Source organism: Streptomyces sp. NPDC041122 (genome assembly GCF_055592445.1).
The window spans coordinates 558389-576914 of sequence record NZ_JBVIYQ010000004.1 but is presented as its reverse complement, the minus strand read 5'-3'; the positions used below and the strand labels follow the sequence as shown (position 1 = coordinate 576914).

General features: G+C 73.0%; 13 protein-coding genes and 1 pseudogene. 4 read left to right on the top strand and 10 right to left on the bottom strand.

The window, feature by feature from the left end; translation table 11 throughout:
• Nucleotides 1-67 precede the first annotated feature (67 nt).
• The 3 genes from ACZ6B8_RS18715 to ACZ6B8_RS18705 all read right to left on the bottom strand — a co-directional run bounded on the left by ACZ6B8_RS18715 (nucleotide 68) and on the right by ACZ6B8_RS18705 (nucleotide 4580).
• A complete protein-coding gene (locus tag ACZ6B8_RS18715; RefSeq protein ID WP_471090698.1) occupies nucleotides 68-685 on the bottom strand; it encodes an SUKH-4 family immunity protein in 618 nt (205 codons plus the stop codon).
• Nucleotides 686-862: 177 nt separating this feature from the next.
• Nucleotides 863-1255 (bottom strand): peptidase inhibitor family I36 protein, encoded by a 393-nt coding sequence (locus tag ACZ6B8_RS18710; protein WP_471090699.1) that lies wholly within the window; start codon nucleotides 1253-1255, stop codon nucleotides 863-865.
• Between the two features lie 85 nt (nucleotides 1256-1340).
• Nucleotides 1341-4580: a LuxR C-terminal-related transcriptional regulator gene (locus ACZ6B8_RS18705; protein ID WP_471607887.1), complete on the bottom strand. Its 3240-nt coding sequence runs from the start codon at nucleotides 4578-4580 to the stop codon at nucleotides 1341-1343.
• Nucleotides 4581-5045: 465 nt separating this feature from the next.
• Between ACZ6B8_RS18705 and ACZ6B8_RS18700 the strand changes: the two are divergent.
• Nucleotides 5046-6648, top strand: a pseudogene (locus tag ACZ6B8_RS18700) (S8 family peptidase).
• A gap of 95 nt (nucleotides 6649-6743) precedes the next feature.
• On the opposite strand, the gene ACZ6B8_RS18695 reads toward ACZ6B8_RS18700, so the two are convergent.
• From ACZ6B8_RS18695 to ACZ6B8_RS18685, 3 genes are all read right to left on the bottom strand, one after another.
• Entirely contained in the window at nucleotides 6744-7247 is a 504-nt protein-coding gene (locus tag ACZ6B8_RS18695) for a metallophosphoesterase family protein (protein WP_471090704.1), read from the bottom strand.
• Nucleotides 7248-7331: 84 nt separating this feature from the next.
• Nucleotides 7332-8885, bottom strand: a complete 1554-nt coding sequence (gene proP, locus ACZ6B8_RS18690; protein ID WP_471607886.1) for a glycine betaine/L-proline transporter ProP — start codon at nucleotides 8883-8885, stop codon at nucleotides 7332-7334.
• Between the two features lie 267 nt (nucleotides 8886-9152).
• On the bottom strand, nucleotides 9153-9947 hold the full coding sequence (locus tag ACZ6B8_RS18685) for a SigB/SigF/SigG family RNA polymerase sigma factor (RefSeq protein WP_471607885.1): 795 nt from the start codon (nucleotides 9945-9947) through the stop codon (nucleotides 9153-9155).
• Between the two features lie 338 nt (nucleotides 9948-10285).
• On the opposite strand from ACZ6B8_RS18685, the gene ACZ6B8_RS18680 reads away from it, so the two are divergent.
• Entirely contained in the window at nucleotides 10286-10513 is a 228-nt protein-coding gene (locus ACZ6B8_RS18680) for a DUF5133 domain-containing protein (protein WP_471090710.1), read from the top strand.
• 374 nt (nucleotides 10514-10887) lie between these two features.
• The gene (locus tag ACZ6B8_RS18675) at nucleotides 10888-12501 is read left to right on the top strand and encodes a class I adenylate-forming enzyme family protein (protein ID WP_471090712.1); all 1614 of its coding nucleotides are present in this window, start codon (nucleotides 10888-10890) and stop codon (nucleotides 12499-12501) included.
• Between the two features lie 129 nt (nucleotides 12502-12630).
• On the opposite strand, the gene ACZ6B8_RS18670 is transcribed toward ACZ6B8_RS18675, so the two are convergent.
• On the bottom strand, nucleotides 12631-13608 hold the full coding sequence (locus ACZ6B8_RS18670) for a helix-turn-helix transcriptional regulator (protein WP_471090714.1): 978 nt from the start codon (nucleotides 13606-13608) through the stop codon (nucleotides 12631-12633).
• Between the two features lie 140 nt (nucleotides 13609-13748).
• Here ACZ6B8_RS18670 and ACZ6B8_RS18665 point away from each other — a divergent pair, with 140 nt between their 5' ends.
• A complete protein-coding gene (locus ACZ6B8_RS18665; RefSeq protein WP_471090724.1) occupies nucleotides 13749-14144 on the top strand; it encodes a RidA family protein in 396 nt (131 codons plus the stop codon).
• 28 nt (nucleotides 14145-14172) lie between these two features.
• On the opposite strand, the gene ACZ6B8_RS18660 is transcribed toward ACZ6B8_RS18665, so the two are convergent.
• The 3 genes from ACZ6B8_RS18660 to ACZ6B8_RS18650 all read right to left on the bottom strand — a co-directional run bounded on the left by ACZ6B8_RS18660 (nucleotide 14173) and on the right by ACZ6B8_RS18650 (nucleotide 18323).
• Nucleotides 14173-14733: a CGNR zinc finger domain-containing protein gene (locus ACZ6B8_RS18660; protein ID WP_471607884.1), complete on the bottom strand. Its 561-nt coding sequence runs from the start codon at nucleotides 14731-14733 to the stop codon at nucleotides 14173-14175.
• A gap of 70 nt (nucleotides 14734-14803) precedes the next feature.
• Nucleotides 14804-16672 carry an ABC-F family ATP-binding cassette domain-containing protein gene (locus tag ACZ6B8_RS18655; protein WP_471607883.1) on the bottom strand — a complete coding sequence of 623 codons (1869 nt, stop codon included), beginning with the start codon at nucleotides 16670-16672 and terminating at the stop codon, nucleotides 14804-14806.
• A gap of 16 nt (nucleotides 16673-16688) precedes the next feature.
• On the bottom strand, nucleotides 16689-18323 hold the full coding sequence (locus ACZ6B8_RS18650; RefSeq protein WP_471607882.1) for an ABC-F family ATP-binding cassette domain-containing protein: 1635 nt from the start codon (nucleotides 18321-18323) through the stop codon (nucleotides 16689-16691).
• Nucleotides 18324-18526: the final 203 nt, after the last annotated feature.

The window sequence follows — 18526 nt, the reverse complement described above, 5'->3', positions numbered from 1 at the left end:
GGGTGATGCGGGGAGTGCGGCGGCGGGTGCGGAGGCCCGGCCGCCGGTGGGTGGTGAGGACCGGCGGTCACCCATAGAGCGAGCGGGCTGCCGGGGTGTTGCCCGTAAACCGTTGGCCTGCGGCGATCTCGTCGCCGACCACCGACCAGGTCGACTCGTCGTCCCGGAAGGGGAGCGGGTCGAGGGCGTGCGTCTCGGCGCGGATGACCGCGACCTCGCGGTCCAGGCGCTCGAAGTCGGCCTCCTCGTCGCCGTCGTCGCCGCTGAAGGTGAACTCCTCCAGGAGGTGCTGGAGCCGGACCGTGAGCCGGATCAGGGAGGAGACGTCCGTGTGGAGCTCCTCGGCGGTTCCCTCGTCGGCGTCGAAGGCGTACACCGTGCCCGAAGCGGGGTCGAGGGCGACGTGGGCGTTGAGCAGCCAGCCGATGACGGGCCACCCGCCCGCGTCCGGCGAGACGTCCTCGTGGTCCTCGGCGTGGACGACGTCCCGCACGAGGGGCAGCCCGCCGGTGTCCTCGTCCGGCTCCCGCAGATGGAACGTCCCGGTGGGGACGCCGACGGTCTGCAGGAGGCGGGCGCCGTCGGTGCCGGCGGCGGCGGGCGGGAACGCGGTGGCGGGCAGCGTCGCGAGACGGCCCTCGCCGAAGAGGTCGGCGAGGCCGCCGCGGGTGACGTCGAAAAGCACGGGCCGGGACTCCGAACTGCGCGGCGCCGCCGGGCGCCGGGAAACTCAGGCTGGACGGAAGCGGATCACAGCGACAGCGGTGCGGGTCGGGGCGCTTCCGGCGGCCGGCGCTCGCGCGACGCCGCCGCCCCGACGCAGGCTCTCACGTCCCCGGGGAGTCCGGGCCTCCGGGTCGGATCAGCACGCCCCGACCCGGAGCGAGCTGATGTTGTCGTTCCGGTTGTACTGGGAGGTGTCGCCCCGCCAGTTGCCCACCGGCCACGTGGCGCCGTCCCGGTTGATGTTCAGCCAGGTGCAGAACGTCTTGCCGGTCCTGTTCCACACCGAGGAGATCTGGTCGTTCAGATTGAAGTCGCGCAGGTCGTCGGAGCCCACCTGGAACCGCGCCATCCGGCCCCACCCTCCGGCGTCCTCCCAGGCGCAGAACCAGCCGACCGGGCAGTCCTGGTACGCGGTGACCGACACATCCGTCGCCGCCGGAGCCGTGGACGCCTGGGCCGCGGGAACCGCTACGAGTACGCCGGCCGCGGCGAGCCCGACGGCGGAACAGAGTCGTGTGAACCGTTGCATGAGGGTGGTGCCCTCCTTCGATTCAGGTGCGTGATGCCGGGGAAGTCCGGCCGTCCGCCCGCTGCGCGCGGGAGGCGCGGCGGGCTCACGTGCATTGTCGCGGTGACTCGCGCGGGGCACCCTGGGCGCGTGTGACTCTGGCCGAAAAGTCGTCCTCGCCCGTACCGCCGGCCAGGGCGATGCCGGTCCGCGACGCTACGTTCAACTTCCGCATGATGCGCGCCACATGGTGCTCCACGGTCCGGGTCGACAGCACCAGGCTCTCGGCGATCTCCCGGTTCGCCCGCCCCTGGACGACGAGTTCGGCCACTTCCCGCTCGCGGGGCGAGAGCTGGTCGCCGTATCCGAGGCGGCCGCGGCGGTGAGTGGTGACGATGTCGTGGCGGCGCAGCAGCCGCTGACAGCGGGCGACGTCCCAGCGCGCGCCCAGTGCGCGGTAGGCCTCGACGACGTCCTGGACGACACCGGCCGCGGACACGACGTCATCCGCCGCGCCGGGCGGTTCGAGCAGACAGCGCCCGCGCGCCTCCGCCGCCCGCGCGGCGTCGAAGGGCCGGCCGAGCCCGCGCCACCGCACCTCCGCGTCCTCCCACAGAGCGACCGCCTCGTCCGTACGCCCGTCGGCCTCGGCGAGCAGCGCCCGGCACATGGTCAGCGCGGCACGGGCGGCGGGCGCGTCCAGCCGCTCGGTCGCCGCGGCGAACTCGGCGACGAGCCGCCGGGCCCGCCCGCCCTGCCCGCTGCCGACCAGGGCCTCCACCGCGGTGGGCGCCACCTCGCCCGCCCACACCCAGCCGCCGGTGCGCTCGAGGCGGTGCAGGGCCTCCTCCACCGCCTCGCACGCCTGGCCGGGCCGCCCCGCCTCCAGGTGGACGCGGGCGGTGGCGGCGGCAGCGGCGGTGAGGATGACGCCGGTGTCGTAGCGCGTGGTCCGGGCGGCCTCCGCCAGGTCGCGGCGGGCCCGCGGGACGTCGCCGAGGACGTGCAGCGCGGTCAGCCCGCGGACCAGCATGGCCTCGGCGGTCAGGTCGGGTATCTCCGCGTAGAGCCGGGTGGTGCGGTCGGCCGCGTCGTGCAGTCCGTCCCAGCGGCCCTCGTGCCAGCCGAGCACCAGCCGGGCGGTCCGCGTGAGCCCTTCCAGATACGGGCTGCTGGTCTCGGCGAGGCCGTGGGCGGCCCGCGCGAGGAAGTCCCGGGCCCGCGCGTCGTACCCGAGCGCGGTGGCCGCGTGCGCGAGGTTGGTCCAGCCGCGGGCGTGGTGCGCGGCCTCCATCGCGGTCGTGGCCGGACCGCGCAGCGCCTCGGCGGCGGTCCAGGCGCGGGGGTCGCCGAGCAGCATCAGCGCGGTCGCGCGGTTCGCGGCGACGGCGGCGCGGGCACCGGGCTCCGTGACCTGGCCGTCCAGCGCCTCGCACCGGCCGAGCCAGTGCAGGTGACGGTCGACGGGCCAGCCCTTGATGGACGGAATGGCGGCTACCGCCATGGCGCGGGCGGCGGTCTGCGGGTCCGTCAGCTCCAGGTCGGGTATGGCGCGGGCCACCTCGTTCAGGCTGTCCAGCGCCCCACCGCTCTGGTTGCGGAGCACGACGCTCAGGTGCAGCCGGATCTCGCCGCGCAGCCGCGCCGGCGGGGCGTCCTCGTCGAGCACGCGCCGCACCGCGGCGACCACCCGCCCGTCGGCGCGGGCTAGTTGGGCCGTGCGCGCGAGTTTCGCCGCGGTACGGATGCGGCCGGCGGCGCGTGGGTCCTCGTCGACGGCGCGGGTGTAGAGGCTGGTCGCGGTGGAATAGTCGCCGGCCGTGGCCGCCCGGTCGGCCGCCGCGACGAGGCAGCGCACCCCCTCGGGTACGCGTCCGGCCGCCCGGTACAGGCGGGCGAGGTCGACCAGCGGCAACGGGCCGTCACCGCCCCGGTGCAGGGCCCGCGCGGCGCGCAGACTCAGCCGGGCCAGCCGGGGCCCCGGCAGCCGCGCCAGCGCGGCACGGCGGTCCAGCGGATGACGGAAGTCGGGGCGGTGGCCGTCGGCCCGCAGCACGCCTCGCCGCACGCACAGCTCCACGGCCGCCTCGGCGCGGTCGGCGGCGACCTCGCCCACGTCGGCGAGCACGGCGACCGGCACGGGGCGGCCGAGCACCGCCGCGGCCTCGACGACGCGCAGGGCGTCCTCGTCGAGGCGGGCGTACCGCAGGGCGAAGTCCCGCCGGAGCGGGGGCGGAACACCCACGGACCGCACGGCCGCGAGTACGGAGTCCGCGGCGGGAGGCGAGTGGTCGCCGACGGGAGCCGGCGCTGTTCCCGTGCCGTCGGTGAGGTCATCGGCGGGTGCCGTACCGTGCGCTCCGCAGGCGTCGGCCCTTCCGGCCCCGATGTCCCGCACCTTCCGGCTGTCGACCGCCATGAGGGGCGCTCGCCGGCCGCCCTCGGCCGGAGCGCGCAGCAGCTCCGCGGCGGCCCGCAGCAGAACCTCGGCCACCTCCGGGAGACCGCCGGTCCACTCGTGCACCAGGAGGACCAGATCGTGCAACTCCTCGACGCGCTGCGGCCGGTGGGCGTGCAGCCACCGGCGTACGAACTCCTCCGTCTCCTCACACGTCCAGGGCCGGACATGAATCTCCGCCACCGGGACCCGTACCGCCGAGCCGATCCCGAAGAGCGGCAGCCCCGGCGCGGCGTCCTCGGTGAGGACCAGCCGCAGCCGGGGCGGCATCGCGCCGATCAGATGGTGGAGCAGGGCGAGGGTGGCGGGGTTGGCGTGGTGGACGTCCTCCACGACGAGGACGGCGTCCCCCAGCGCGTCGAGCAGCGCTTCGACGGCACGCGGCAGCAGCGCACGCCCTGACGCGGGCTCGGCCGCCGCGGCGGGCGGTTCCGGCAATCGCTCGGCCACCTCGGGTACGAGGAGTCCCACGATCCCGGTGATGTCGGGAAGGGACCACGCCGGGCCACCGGGACGGCACGGCAGACCGGCGAGGGCGTCGGCGATGGGGGCGAGCCCGAACGCAGACGCGCCGGTCCCCCGCTCCGTCCCGGCGGCCGGGCCGGTGCCGACACCGTCCCACCCCGCTCCCGGCACCCCGGGGCACGTCCCGCGCAGCTGTGTCCATCCCGCGAACTCCGGCACGCCCAGGATCTCGTCCACCAGACGGGCCACTCCCGTCCCGGACTCCCCTCGCACCACAGCGACGGCCGGCCCCGCGCGCAGCGCCTCTCGCAGGCGTCGGGTCTCCTCGGCCCGGCCGACGGCACCGCCTCCCGCGTCGACCGCCGACTCCACGTCCCACGCGGAGTCGAAGGAACGGTCCGCATCGAAGAAACGTCGGGTCACGGCTCCGCCTCTCGCCTGCCGGCACCCCGGGGATCCGCCCTCGGTGAGGAGCCGGCCTCTCGCCGGTGCACGGCGTTCGTTGAACGGTGGTCTACCCGGCGGTGAGGTGGCCTCGCAATAGGGGTCCACCACCTACGGAATGACGACGCCCGCCGTCAGGTGGGCCGGCGGGTCGTCCGGCGGGCCGGAACGGCGAGGGGTGCGGGCCGGCGCCCCGGCCCGCACCCCACTCATTGGGTAGCGCTACGGATTGCTGTGCCGCCTTCCCGGGGCCGAAGCTCTGCCCCGTCCGACGACGACAGCTCGTGGTCCGAGGACGCCACCTCGTACGTCCGGCCCCCTCACCACTCGTGACCCCGCGTCCCGTCCGCACATGGCTCTGCCTGTCATGGGCATGACGTGCCGCCCACCTCTGTGAGCGGCACCGCACCGTGCGGAGCCCCCCATACGTCCCAAGGAGACCTCATGAAACTCGACGCTCGCGTCGTCCGGCGCCTGCTCGCCGTCGGCGCAAGTACCGCCCTGCTCGCGGGAGTCGCCGCGACCTCGGGGGCCGTCGCCGCTCCCGTACCACCGGGCGACGGCGAAGGCCGCATCGTCGGGGCGGACCGCCCCGGCGCCGTCGACGGCTCGTACATCGTCACCTTCAAGAACTCGGTCGCCCGCGCCGACGTCCCCGCCTCGGCGAAAGCCCTGGCCAAGGAGCATGCGGGGAGCCTGCGTTACACCTACACCGCCGCCCTGCGCGGCTTCGCCGTGCGGATGCCGGAAGGCGAGGCCGAGGAGCTGGCCGCCGACCCGATGGTGGCCCGTGTGGAGGCCGACGCCGTCGCCCACGCGGTCGACACGCAGACCAACCCGCCCTCCTGGGGCTTGGACCGCGTCGACCAGCGGGACCTGCCGGTCGACAAGAGCTACACGTACGACACGACCGCCTCCGGCGTGAACGCCTACATCGTCGACACCGGCATCCGCATGAGCCACCGCGACTTCGGCGGCCGCGCGGTGAGCGGCTACGACTTCATCGACGACGACTCCAACGCCTCCGACTGTCAGGGCCACGGCACCCACGTCGCGGGGACCGTCGGCGGCGGCGCGTACGGCGTCGCCAAGGGCGTCAAGCTGATCGGCGTGCGTGTGCTGAACTGCCAGGGCACCTCGGGCGACACCTGGGCCCCGGTCCTCGCCGGCATCGACTGGGTCACCAAGAACGCGGTCAAGCCGGCCGTGGCCAACATGAGCATCGGCGGCGGCAGGACCCAGTCCGTCAACGACGCCGTGGCCACCTCCATATCCTCCGGGGGTGACGTGGGTCGTGGCGGCCGGCAACAACAACGCCGACTCGTGCTCGTACTCCCCGTCCTCCACCCCCTCGGCCATCACGGTCGGCGCCACCAACAGCCGGGACGCCCGTGCCACCGGCTGGTCCAACGGACAGGGCTCCAACTACGGCTCCTGCCTGGACATCTTCGCCCCGGGCGACAGCATCGTCTCCTCCTCCAACTCCGGTGACAGCGCCGCACAGACGATGAGCGGCACCTCCATGGCCTCCCCGCACGTCGCGGGCGCCGCCGCCCTGCTGCTCGCCGCCCACCCGACCTGGACCCCGGCCCAGGTCCGCGACCAGCTCGTCGCCGACGCCACCTCCGGCAAGGTGACCGACCCGCGCACCGGCTCCCCGAACAAGCTCCTGCACACGGGCGGCGACAGCACCCCGCCCACCGGCAAGAAGTTCGAGAACACCGACGACTACCCGATCCGCGACAACGCCACCGTCGAATCGCCGCTCCCCGTCACCGGCGTCACCGGCAGGGCCCCCGCGGGCCTGGCCGTGACCGTGGACATCCGGCACACCTACCGCGGCGACCTGAAGGTCGAGCTCGTCGCGCCCGGCGGCACCACCTACCTCCTGAAGAACTACGACAGCGCCGACGGCGCCGACGACGTCCGGGCCACCTACCGCGTCGACGCCTCCGCCGAGACCGCCGACGGCACGTGGAAGCTGCGTGTGAGCGACAACTGGACCAACGACACCGGGACGATCGGGTCCTGGTCGCTGCAGTTCTGAGCGGCCCGACAGCTCTCGGCGGGGGAGCCCGCTGACCCGCGGCAGCCCTGGGGACGTCGACCGTGCACGCGCCGGTCGGCGTCCCGTCGGCGTGTTCAGTTCCTCGGCGGCAGCCGGTGCAGGGTCACCTCGTGCAGCGCCGCGTCCGCGACCGTCAACGTGAGGAACGTGCAGTACGGCTGGCGCCTGCGGTCCGTGGGAGAACCCGGGTTGAGGAGCCGCAGGCCGCCGGGCGCCCGGGTGTCCCAGGGGATATGGCTGTGTCCGAACACCAGGACGTCGAGGTCGGGGAAGCGCTCGGCGCACCGGCGCTCGCGCCCGGTGGCCGCCCCCGTCTCGTGGACGACACCGAACCGCACCCCGGCCAGCTCGGCCCGCTCGACCTCGGCGAGCCGGCGTCGCAAGGGCGCTCCGTCGTTGTTCCCGTACACGGCGATCAGCCGGCGCGACCTGGACGCGAACAGATCGAGCGTCGGCTCGTCGATCCAGTCACCGGCGTGGATCACCACGTCGGCCCGGTCGATCTCCGCGAGCAGGGCGTCCGGCAGACGCTTCGCCCGCGCCGGCACATGGGTGTCCGAGGTCAGCAGAAGCCGCATGGGCCCAGCGTAGAACGGGGCACGGTCCGGTGGAGGCACGGGCGGGGGACGGCGGAGCCCCGCATGGCGCTCACCGTCCCCATGTCATTCCCCGTCCTTGCCGGAGCGCCGCTTCTTGGCGTCCCCGCGCCGGCCGCCCCGGGGATGCCACAGCCGCAGCCACACGTCACGGGCGTGCCGGCCCGCCTCCGTACGGCTGCGCGCCACCACCTCGCGCGCCTCGTCGTCCGTCTCGACCATGGGGCCGGAGCCGCGCAGGGGGCGGCCGGCCGTCTCGTGCAGGAAGAACGTCGACACCAGGCCGATCGCCCCGGCCACCATCAGATAGAAGGCCGGGACCAGCGTGTTGCCGGTGGAGTCCACCAGGTACGAGGCGAGGAGCGGGGTCGTACCGCCGAAGAGGGAGACAGAGATGTTGTAGGCGATCGACAGGGCTCCGTACCGCAGCCGGGTGGGGAACAGCGCGGGCAGGGTGGCGGCGGCCGTTCCGGCGAAGCAGACCAGGAGCAGTCCGAGGATCACGCAGCCGAACGCGGGCAGCAGGATCCCGCCCTCCCGGATCAGCAGGAAGGCGGGCACGGCGAGGATGATCATGGCGATGCTGCCGACCATGAACATGGGGCGTCTGCCCCACCGGTCCGAGCTGCGCCCCACGGTGGTGATGGCGAGGACCACGAGCAGCATGGTCCCGAGGACCAGGAGCTGCGCGGTCGTGTCGCTCTCCCCGAGGGTGACCGTCATGAACGTCGGCAGATACGACGTCACCATGTAGTTGGTGACGTTGTAGAGCAGGACGAGGCCCATGCAGATCAGCACCGCCTGCCAGTGCCGGGCGAAGATCTCCCGGAGACGGCCGTGGCCGGACTGGCGGGCCTGCTCGACGGGGTCGCCCTCGCCGCCCTCGGACTCGGCCTCGCGCTCGGTCGCGGAGGTGGCCGCCTCCTGCTGGAACGCGGGCGTCTCCTCCAGCTTCATCCGCATGTAGAGACCGATGAGGCCGAGCGGTCCCGCGACGAAGAACGGGATGCGCCAGCCCCAGCTCTCCAGGCCGTCGGTCCCCAGGGTCAGGGTCAGCACCGTGACGAGACCGGAGCCCAGGGAGTAGCCCACGAAGGTGCCGAAGTCGAGCCAGCTGCCGAGGAATCCGCGCCGCTGGTCGGGTGCGTACTCGGCGATGTAGGTGGTGGCGCCGGCGTACTCGCCGCCCGTGGAGAAGCCCTGGACCAGTCGGCACAGGAGCAGCAGCAGCGGGGCGGCGAAGCCGATCGAGGCGTACGTGGGGAGCAGGCCGACGGCGAAGGTGCTGACCGCCATCATGATCATGGTCGCGGCGAGCACCCGCTGCCGGCCGATGCGGTCGCCGAGCGGTCCGAAGACGAGGCCGCCGAGCGGACGGACCAGAAATGCGGCGGCGAAGGTGGCGAAGGTGGAGACCACCTGGGCGCCCGGCGAACTGGAGGGGAAGAATACTTTTCCGATGGTGCCCGCCAAATAGGCGTAGACACCGAAGTCGAACCACTCCATGGTGTTGCCGAGCGCGGCGGCCGTGACGGCGCGGCGCACCTTGGGACGGTCCGAGACCATCACGTCCTCGGCGGTGAGCGTCTTCTTCCGGCGGCGCAGCAGCGTACGGGCCATACGGTCCGTCGCAGACCGCGAGGCGCGCGATTCGCTCTCCGCCGCACGGGGTGTTCGGGGCGTGCGGCGTGAGGGGCCTTTCACCATGGAGCTTTTCTCCTCTTGCCTGCCGAGAGGAAGCCGTGTCGCCGCAAGTCTGAGCCGACCAGGGACGACCGGCAAATTGTCCGGCGGCCTCCGGACCTCGGACCTCGTCACCCGCCACTCCCGGCCCGGCTTCGCGGAGATGGCCGCGCCCCCGGGCCGGATCGGCGCTTCGAGGGGTTCTCAGGCCGCCTGCCGGGCGGAGGCGTGGCCGAGCGCGTGGGCGCGGACCTGCTCGCAGCTGCGGTTGATCAGACGGGAGATGTGCATCTGCGAGACGCCGATCTCCTCCGCGATCCGGGACTGCGACATGTCCTCGAAGAAGCGCAGATAGAGGATGGTGCGTTCGCGCTCGGGAAGCTTCTCCAGGCCGCTCCTCGCGGCCTCCCGGTCGGCGATCAGATCGAAGCCGGGGTCGGTGGCGCCGAGGGTGTCGGCGAGGCTGTACCCGTCCTGCGCGGCGCCGATCTCGGCGTCCAGGGAGAGGCTGCTGTGGCTCTCCAGGGCCTCCATCCCGTCGCGGACCTCGTCCAGCGTCAGGCCGGCCTGCACGGCGAGCTCCTCCAGTCCGGGCTCGGGGGAGTGGCCCGGCCGGTTCATCAGGTCCTGGTGGGCGACGCGGACCTTGTTGCGCAGCTCCTGCACCCGGCGCGGCACGTGCACGTCCCAGCTGTGGTCGCGGAAGTGGCGGCGCAGCTCCCCGGTGATGGTGGGGATGGCGTACGACTGGAACGCGCCGCGGTCCGGGTCGTACCGCTCGACGGCCTTGAGCAGGCCGAGGGCGGCGACCTGCTTCAGGTCGTCGAGGTTCTCGCCCTTGTTGCGGAAGCGGCGGGCGAGGCGGTGTGCCATCGGCAGCCAGGCCTCGACCAACTCCTCGACCAGTACATCGCGTTCGCGGCCCACAGGGGTGCCGGCGAGACGGCGAAAGGCCTGCTCGGTGTCGGGGGCATCGTCATGGGCATGGCGGGAAGTCATGAGCACTCCTCATCACTGGGGTCAGCGGGGGGTGGCCCACGGCAGAGCCGTGGCCTTCTCCTGGAGGAGCGCCTGTTGTCCCAAGCACTCGACGACCGCCTGCCCTGCGTCCCCGGCGGCAAACCGGCTTTTGGATGAAAACGATCAAGTGAGGAACGGCATCGGGGTGGCGGGTCCTGCCGGTCGCCGCGGGGCGTGCGGCCCTCGACTGGAGCGGCCGGGTTGCCGGGGTGACAATGCTGGAGGGCGGGGGAGTGCCGACCTGGATCCGGGGCACAAGGGGCGCAGTGATGCCCCGTGTGAGTGGTGGCGATGAGTGGCTATGAGGGAGGCCTCTGATGCTGATGGCACATCCGATCGTGCTGAAGAACCTGGTGGAGCAGTACGAGACGCTGCGTACCCTGCACGCCGAGAAGGGCACCAAGGAAGCGCGCCAGCGCATGGAGGACGTCGCCTACACGCTCTGTGTGTCCACCGGCACCCGTGACATCACCGCCGCCCTCGCCGCCGCCCGCCGCCAGCTCTCCGCGGCTCAGGTCGGGGACGGCCCCGTCGCCACCGCGTAGCAGAGGCCGAAGGAACGCCGCAGACGACGAAGGGCCCGCGCCGAGACGGTCGGCGCGGGCCCTTCGTCGTCGACCCGGACGCACCGGGTCCCTGCGGCGGGCTACTGGGCGGGCGCCTGGTACGGCGCGTCACGCAGCAGGCGGGCCAGGGCAAGGCCCGTAGCCATTCGGCAGGTCGGGACCCCGGTGGTGCCCTGGCACATTCTGGGTTTCGGCCATGTTGGTTGCGAACAGGGCGTCGACGCCGTCAGCGCCTCGGCGCGGCGGGCCGCACAACAGGCGGGTGAGCGGGGCCGAATAGTACTCCGTCGGCTCTTGGCCAAAGTCGCCCCCTGCGATACCGCGGTTCCCTCGCGGCATGTTTGCATATGTCCATGATCGTTAACGCGCAGCAAACATCGAATCCACGGACGTACGTGGACCGGATCCTGGAGCACTGGCAGGAGAACGAGGACGCCGAGGCCCTCGTCCAGGGCGCTCAGCGCCTCACCCGGGGGCAGGCCAGGCGCCGGCTGTTCAGCCTGGGGCACGCGCTGCGCCGCCAGGGGCTGCGGCCCGGCGACGGAGTGGGGCTGTTCCTGGCCAATCGCGTGGACTCCGTCCTGGTCCAGCTCGCGGTTCACCTCATCGGCTGCCGTGTCGTGTTCCTGCCGCCCGAGCCCGGTCCCGGCGAGCTCGCCGCGCTGGTTGAGCAGTCACGGGCGCGCGCCGTGGTCACCGACCCGCTCTTCGCCGAGCGCGCCGCCGACGCGGCGGGCCGCAGCGTCCACGCCCCCGTACTGCTCAGCCTCGGGCCCTGCGCGCAGCCGTGCACGGACCTGCTGGTCGAGGCGGCCGAGTGCCCGACGGAGCGCCCCGAGGGCGTGCCCGCCCCGGCGGCGGACGAGGCCGTCACCGTCCTGTACACCGGCGGCACCCTGGGCCGCCCCAAGCTCGCCGCGCACAGCCACCGGCTGTACGACGCGCTGGTGGGCCGCATGGACGACGACCAGGACGGCTCCGGTTCGTCCTTCTTCCCGGCCATGGCCGCGGACACCGACCGCGTGCTCGCCGCGACCCTGCTCACGCACGGCAGCGGACACCTCACCTCCATCCAGGCGCTGGTGACGGGGTCCGCGCTCGTCGTGCTGCCCGAGTTCGAGGCGGGCGCGGCGGCGCGGGTGCTCCGCGAGGAGCGCATCACCACCACGATGTTCGTGCCGCCGATGATGTACGCGGTGCTCGACCACCCCGAGTCCGTACCGGGTTCCTTCCCCGCCCTGCGACGCGTCGTCGTCGGCGGCGCGGCCACGTCGCCGAGCCGGCTGCAACAGGCCGTCGAGGTGTTCGGCCCGGTGCTCGGCCAGGGGTACGGCCAGTCGGAGGCGCTCGGCATCGCCGCGTTCGGCGTGGACGACCTCGCCTCGGAGGGTGCCCGCCGCCCCGAGCTCTGGCGCAGCTGCGGCCGCGCCATCTGCGACGTCGAGATCGAGATCCGCGCCGAGGACAGCACGCAGGCGCTCCCCGTGCGGCAGGTCGGCGAGGTGTGCGTCCGAGGCGAGACGGTGATGCTCGGCTACTACGAGGACCCCGAGCGCACCGCGCAGGCGATGCGGGACGGCTGGCTGCGCACCGGCGACATGGGCTACCTCGACGCCGAGGGCTACCTCTACCTCGTCGACCGGGCGAAGGACATCATCGTCACCGGCAGCACCAGCGACAACGTCTACTCCAGGGTCCTCGAGGACTTCCTGCTGACGCTGCCCGGCGTGCGCAACGCCGCGGCGCTCGGCGTCCCGGACGAGGAGTTCGGGGAGGCCGTCCAGATCTTCCTCGCCACGGCTGAGGACGCCGAGGTCGATCCGGAGGAGGTCGGCGCGGCGGTGACCGCCGAGCTGGGGGACCTGTACACGCCCCGCAAGACGGTCCTGCTGGACACGCTGCCGACGACGAAGGTCGGCAAGGTGGACAAGAAGGCACTGCGCGCCGCGTGGACGAACGCCGCGTGACCACCCGCCGGCCACGGGAACCCAAGGGCGAGCGCTCACCGACCCGCACCTGACCCGCTGTCACCACCCGACCCGCCCATCCGGGCCGCTCCCGCAGGCGACCCGGCAGGGGCGGCCGGTGCGCCGGTCTCAGGGCGACGAGCCGTCGTAGCGAGCGGCAATGGCTGCGGCACGATCGCGCAGAGCCGTGCGCAAGGAGCGCGGAGCCAGGGCTTCCGCATCCGTGCCGAGCTGCCACAGCGCCCACTCCGCGTGCCGCGCGTCCTGGAAGGCGACCTCCAGGCGCAGCCAGCCGTCCGCGTCGGGCTCCTCGGCGCGGACGGCCAGCGCCGTTCCCACCAGTTCGTCCCGCCGCGCCCGCAACACCCGTACCAGCACCGTGAGGTGGTCGCCTCCGGTACGGAACCGGGCGCCGCGCTCCTGCCATGCCCGCTCCAGGTCCACCCGGTCCGGGCGCTGCGCCGGTTCGGCTGCCGCCTCGGCGGCCAGGATCCGGGACAGCCGGTAGGTGCGGTCCTCGCCGGACCTCGTCGCCAGCAAGTAGCCCTGGCCGCGCACGGTCACCAGGCCGATCGGGTCCACCGTGCGCCACATCGGGTCCTGGCCCACGGCCGCGTAGTGGATGCGCAGCTTGCGCCCGTCGAACACCGCGTGCCGGACCGCGGCCGCCACGGAGGCGGGCATCTCCTCGGTGACCTGCCGACGGGAGAGAAGGTCGGTCTCGGGGTCGACGAGTACGCGTTCGGTGATGTCGACCGCGCGGTGCCGCTGGTCCCCGGGCAGTGCGTCGATGACCTTGAGCATGGCCGAGGCGAGCGCTGAACCGAGGCCGAACGCCTGCGCGCCGCGCCGCGATCCGGCGACCAGCAGGGCGAGGGCCTCGTCACGGTGGAGACCGGTGAGGTCGGTCCGGAAGCCGGGTGACAGGGCGAAGCCGCCGTGCCGGCCGCGCTCGGCGTAGACCGGAACACCGGCCGCGGACAGCGCCTCGATGTCGCGCAGCACGGTGCGGGTGGAGACCTCCAGCTCGCGGGCGAGCGCGTCCGCGGTGAGCCGGCCGCGCTGACGCAGCAGCAGTACCAGCGAGACCAACCGGTCGGCGCGCATGCGAGAACCCCCTCGAACGGAATACGTGACCAAGGATGTCGTGATTCGTTGCGAGGCTCCTCCCCACGACGTCGTGGCCGGCGGTTGCCGGGCCGCGGAACGTACGTACTCCGCACGCATCGAATGGAGCTGACGTGGCAGTGGAACGCATGGCGGTCAACCCGGTGACATGGTCCCTGGAGATGGGATTCAACCAGGGCGAGATCGTCTCCGGGCACACCAGGACCCTCTACATCTCCGGGCAGACCGCGATGGGCGGCGACGGCAGGCCCCGGCACGAGGGGGACATGGCCGCGCAGTTGGCGCTTGCCGTCGACAACCTGGAGGCGGTGCTCGCCGAGGCGGAGATGACGCTCGGGAACCTGGTCCGGCTCAATGTCCACACGACCGACGTCGACCTGCTCTTCCCGCACTACGGCGTACTGGCGGCGAGGCTGGCCGCCGCCGGAGTGGCGCCGCCCACCACGATGCTCGGGGTGACACGGCTGGCCGTCCCCGGCCTGCTGGTCGAGCTGGAGGGGACCGCCGTCGGGTGAGCCGCGTGCTCCCGGTGAACCGGGCGGACTACACCGTCGCGGCCGGGCCCGTCTTCTTGCGGGCCCGGTACGCCGCCGCCTTGATCTTGTTGCCGCAGGACTCCATGCCGCACCACTGGCGCCGCATGCCGCGGGAGCGGTCGAGGTAGATCCGGGTGCACTCGGGGTTCCCGCACTCCTTGAGCAGCGGGACGTCCGGTCCGCCGAGCACCTCGACGGCCAGTCGGGCGACGGTCGCCAGGGCCTGTTCGGGCGTCGCCTCGTTGTGCCGCCCGGACAGGGTGAGCTGCGGTGTCACCGGGGTCCGGCGGGCCGCCGCGTTGAGCACCGCGAGCGCCTCGCGGTCGAAGCTCTCGCCGAGGCGGCGGTCGGTGAGGAGCCGGTAGACCGCCTCGCGCACGGTCGTCGCCTCCCGCACGTCGCTCTCGGCGGCCGGCGTGATCGCGTCCACCAGCCCGGACTGCAGGTACCAGGCGTTGAGCCGCTCCGGCGCCGTGAACATCTCGAACCGCGTGGAGCGTCGTGCGCGGAGCGTGGCCGCGAAGTCGAGGGCCGGGTGTCCGCAGACGAAGACATGATCGAGATTCACGTCACCATCCTGACAGGTGACCCTCGCGAGCCGCAACGAAGGCCACCTCGGCGCGGACTGCCTCCTCCCGTCAGCCGCGCGCCCCCTCCTCACCCGGCCGCTGTCCCCGCCCCAGCCGCAGCTCGCGGCCCTGCCACCGGCGGCGGAGCCAGCGGTCGTGGCTTGCCAGCACGATCGCGCCGGGACCGCTTCCCAGCGCATCCTCCAGCTCGTCGCACAGGCGCGGGGAGAGGTGGTTGGTGGGCTCGTCGAGCAGGAGCAGATGGGGCGGACGGGCCACCAGGAGGGCGAGCGCGAGCCGTCGACGCTGCCCGACGGACAGCAGGCCGACGGGTTTTCCCAGGTCGGCGGCGTGCATCAGGCCGAGTGAGGCCAGCGGTACCGCCTCGGCCCGCTGCGGACCCAGTGCCAGCTCGTACGTGTCCCGGACCGTACGGCCGGGCCGGTCGAACACGGTGTCCTGGGTGAGCAGCCCCACGGTCACGTGCTGCCGTCGGCTCACCTCGCCCTCGGCGGCCGGACACCCAGCCAACACGGCGAGCAGCGTCGACTTGCCCGCTCCGTTCGCCCCCGTGACCAGGAGCCGGTCGGTCGGCGACACGTCCAGGGCGTCCAGCGCGAGCCGGCCCGGCACCCGTACCCCTCGCAGCGACACCAGCGGCCGCGGATCCTCCGTCACCGGACCCTCCCGTACCGGCTCCACCTCCACCGACCGGGTGGCCGGTGCCTGCGCCGCCAGCGTCTCGGCGGCGAACCGCAGGGGGCGGGGCGGCGCGGCCACTTGGACCCGCTCCAGCTCCGCAAGGCGCCGCGTGGCGTTGCGCACCCGGCGCGAGATCTGGCTCTGCACCCGGCCGGCCCGGTGCCCGTACCCCATCTTCTCGTTGTCGCGCGGCCCGCGGTCCGGCGCCACCCGGCGCGCGGTGACACCCGCCGCGTGCCTCAACTCCCTCAGTTCTGCCTGCTCTTCGGCGTGACGCTGCTCCCATCGCGCCCGCTCGGCACGCTTCGCGCCCACGTAGGCGGTGTAGTTGCCGCCGTAGCGGACCGGACCGTCCACCGCCGGGTCGAGGTCGATCAGGTCGGTGCAGACCGCGTCGAGGAAGGCCCGGTCGTGGCCGGCGGCCACCACGGTGCCTGGCAGGGCGGCGAGTTGCTCCTCCAGGAAGGCGGCGGCACCGTCGTCGAGGTGGTTGGTCGGCTCGTCGAGGAGCAGCGCCGTCGGTCGTCGCACGAGCAGCGCGGCCAGGGCGAGCCGGCCGCGCTCACCGCCCGACAGCGTGCCGAGCGCGCGGTGGTGGGCGATCGCGCCGAGGCCCAGCCCGTCGAGGATCAGGGCGGCCCGCCGGTCGGCGTCCCAGGACTCGCGGTCCTGGGCCTGTTCGAGGCGTCCGCCGTACGCGACGAGGAGATCCTGATGGCCGGGGGAGTCCTCGGCGCTAAGGGCGAGCTCCTCGCTCAGCCGTTGCAGCTCCGCCAGGTCCTCGCGGGCCTCGCGCAGCGCCTCGTCGAGGACCGCGGCGACGGTCGAGCCGGCGTCGAAGGGCATCTCCTGGTGCAGGAAGCCGACGTCGGCGGGGCGTGTGACGCTTCCGGTGTCGGGTTCGTCCGCGCCGGCGAGCACCCGCAACAGGGTGGATTTGCCGACACCGTTCTCGCCGATCAGACCGATGCGGTGGCCTGGGGAGGCGGTCAGGGAGATGCCGTCGAGAACCCGCCGCCCGCCGAGAACACGGACGATCTCGTGGGCGAGCAGGGCGGGTTGGGGCTGGGCCCCACGCCGGGACTGTGCCCGGACGCATGACGGGGACGGGGACGGGGACTGGGGCTGGAAGCGAGATGGCGACACGGGAAACCGTTCTACGGTGTCGATCGGGCGCCGGTCGGGCGTCGATCGGTGGTCGGCCTGCGGGGCGTGGCACGCCTCGGCGCGGGCCATTGCACGCACCGGCGGCTCACACCGTGGGTGCTCCGGTCTCCTTGAGCACGCCGTCGGCAAGCCGGAGCCGGCGGCTCACCCCGATGTCGGCGAGGAAGCGCTCGTCGTGGCTGATCACGACGAAGGCGCCCCGGTAGGAGTTGAGTGCGCTCTCCAACTGGCCCGCGCTGACGAGGTCGAGGTTGTTCGTCGGCTCGTCGAGCAGCAGCAGCTGAGGCGCCGGTTCCGCGCAGAGCACGCAGGCGAGGGTGGCCCGCAGCCGCTCCCCGCCGGAGAGCACGCCCACGGGAAGGTGGGCACGCGGGCCCCGGAAGAGAAAGCGGGCGAGCAGGTTCATCCGCTCCGCCTCGGGCCGCTCGGGGGCGAACGCGGCGAAGTTCTCCGCCACGGTGCGCTCCAGGTCCAACAGGTCGAGGCGCTGTGACAGATAGGCGATCCGGCCGTCATTGCGCTTGATCGCGCCACCCTCCGGGACGAGATCGCCGGTGATCAGGCGCAGCAACGTGGTCTTGCCGGCGCCGTTGGGCCCGGTCAGCGCGATGCGCTCGGGTCCGCGCACGGACAGGTCGACGCCGCCTTCGGCGAACACCGCCCGCCCCGCGTGGTGGACCTGCATGCCCTCGCCGAGGAAGAGGTTGCGCCCGGCCGGCACCTGGGTGTCGGGCAGTTCGAGGGTGATGCGCTGCTCGTCGCGGAGCGCACGTCCGGCCTCGTCGAGCCGGGCCTTGGCCTCGCTCACCCGGGTCGCGTGCAGCTGGCCCGCCCGGCCGGCGGACTCCTGGGCGCCGCGCTTCATGTTGCCGGCGAAGATGCGGGGAAGTCCGGCGCTCTTGAGGTTGCGGGCGGCGTTGCTCTGCCGGCGTTCGGCTCGCTCGCGGGCCTGCTGCAGCTCGCGCTTCTCGCGCTTGAGCTCCTGTTCGGCGTTGCGGATGTTCTTCTCGGCCACCTCTTGCTCGGCACGCACGGCTTCTTCGTACGCGCTGAAGTCGCCGCCGTAGAAGCGCAGTTCGTCCCGGCCCAGCTCGGCGATGCGCTCCATGCGGTCGAGCAGCGGGCGGTCGTGGCTGACCAGCAGCAGACAGCCGGTGAAGTTCTCCAGGACGTCGTAGAGCTTGTGCCGGGCCTCCAGGTCGAGGTTGTTGGTCGGCTCGTCGAGGAGCAGTACGTCGGGGCGCTTGAGCAGTTGGGCGGCGAGGCCGAGGGAGACGATCTGACCGCCGCTGAGCGTGCTCAGAGCGCGGTCGAGGTCGAGGCCGGCCAGGCCGAGGCGGTCGAGCTGGGCGCGGGTGCGCTCCTCGATGTCCCAGTCGTCGCCGATGGTGGCGAAGTGCGCCTCGCTCACGTCACCGGACTCGACCGCGTCGAGGGCGCGGATGACGGCGGCGACGCCGAGCACCTCGGCGACGGTGAGGGATCCCGACAGGGGGAGGCTCTGGGGGAGGTGGCCGAGGGTGCCGCTGACCGACACCGAGCCGGTGGCGGGCCTGAGCTCGCCGGCGATCAGCTTGAGCAGCGTGCTCTTGCCGGAGCCGTTGGGGGCGATCAGGCCGGTACGGCCGGTGGCCAGGGTGAAGGACAGGTCGCCGAAGACCGGGGTGTCGTCGGGCCAGGCGAAGGAGAGGTTCGAGCAGGTGATGGCGGCGTCGGACATGGAGATGACCTCGAGGGGTTGAGGGCGGACAGACCTCTGCCCTGGGCAGGGTGGGGGAGGGAACGACGAACAAGGCCACGGCAGCGGCACACGTACGCGCCGGCCGGTGGCCTGTCACACCCGGATCTCATCCGGAGATGTCGTCTTCACCCACCACGTCTGTGACTCCTCGATCAATACGCCGATGATCAGTGCTGATCAGT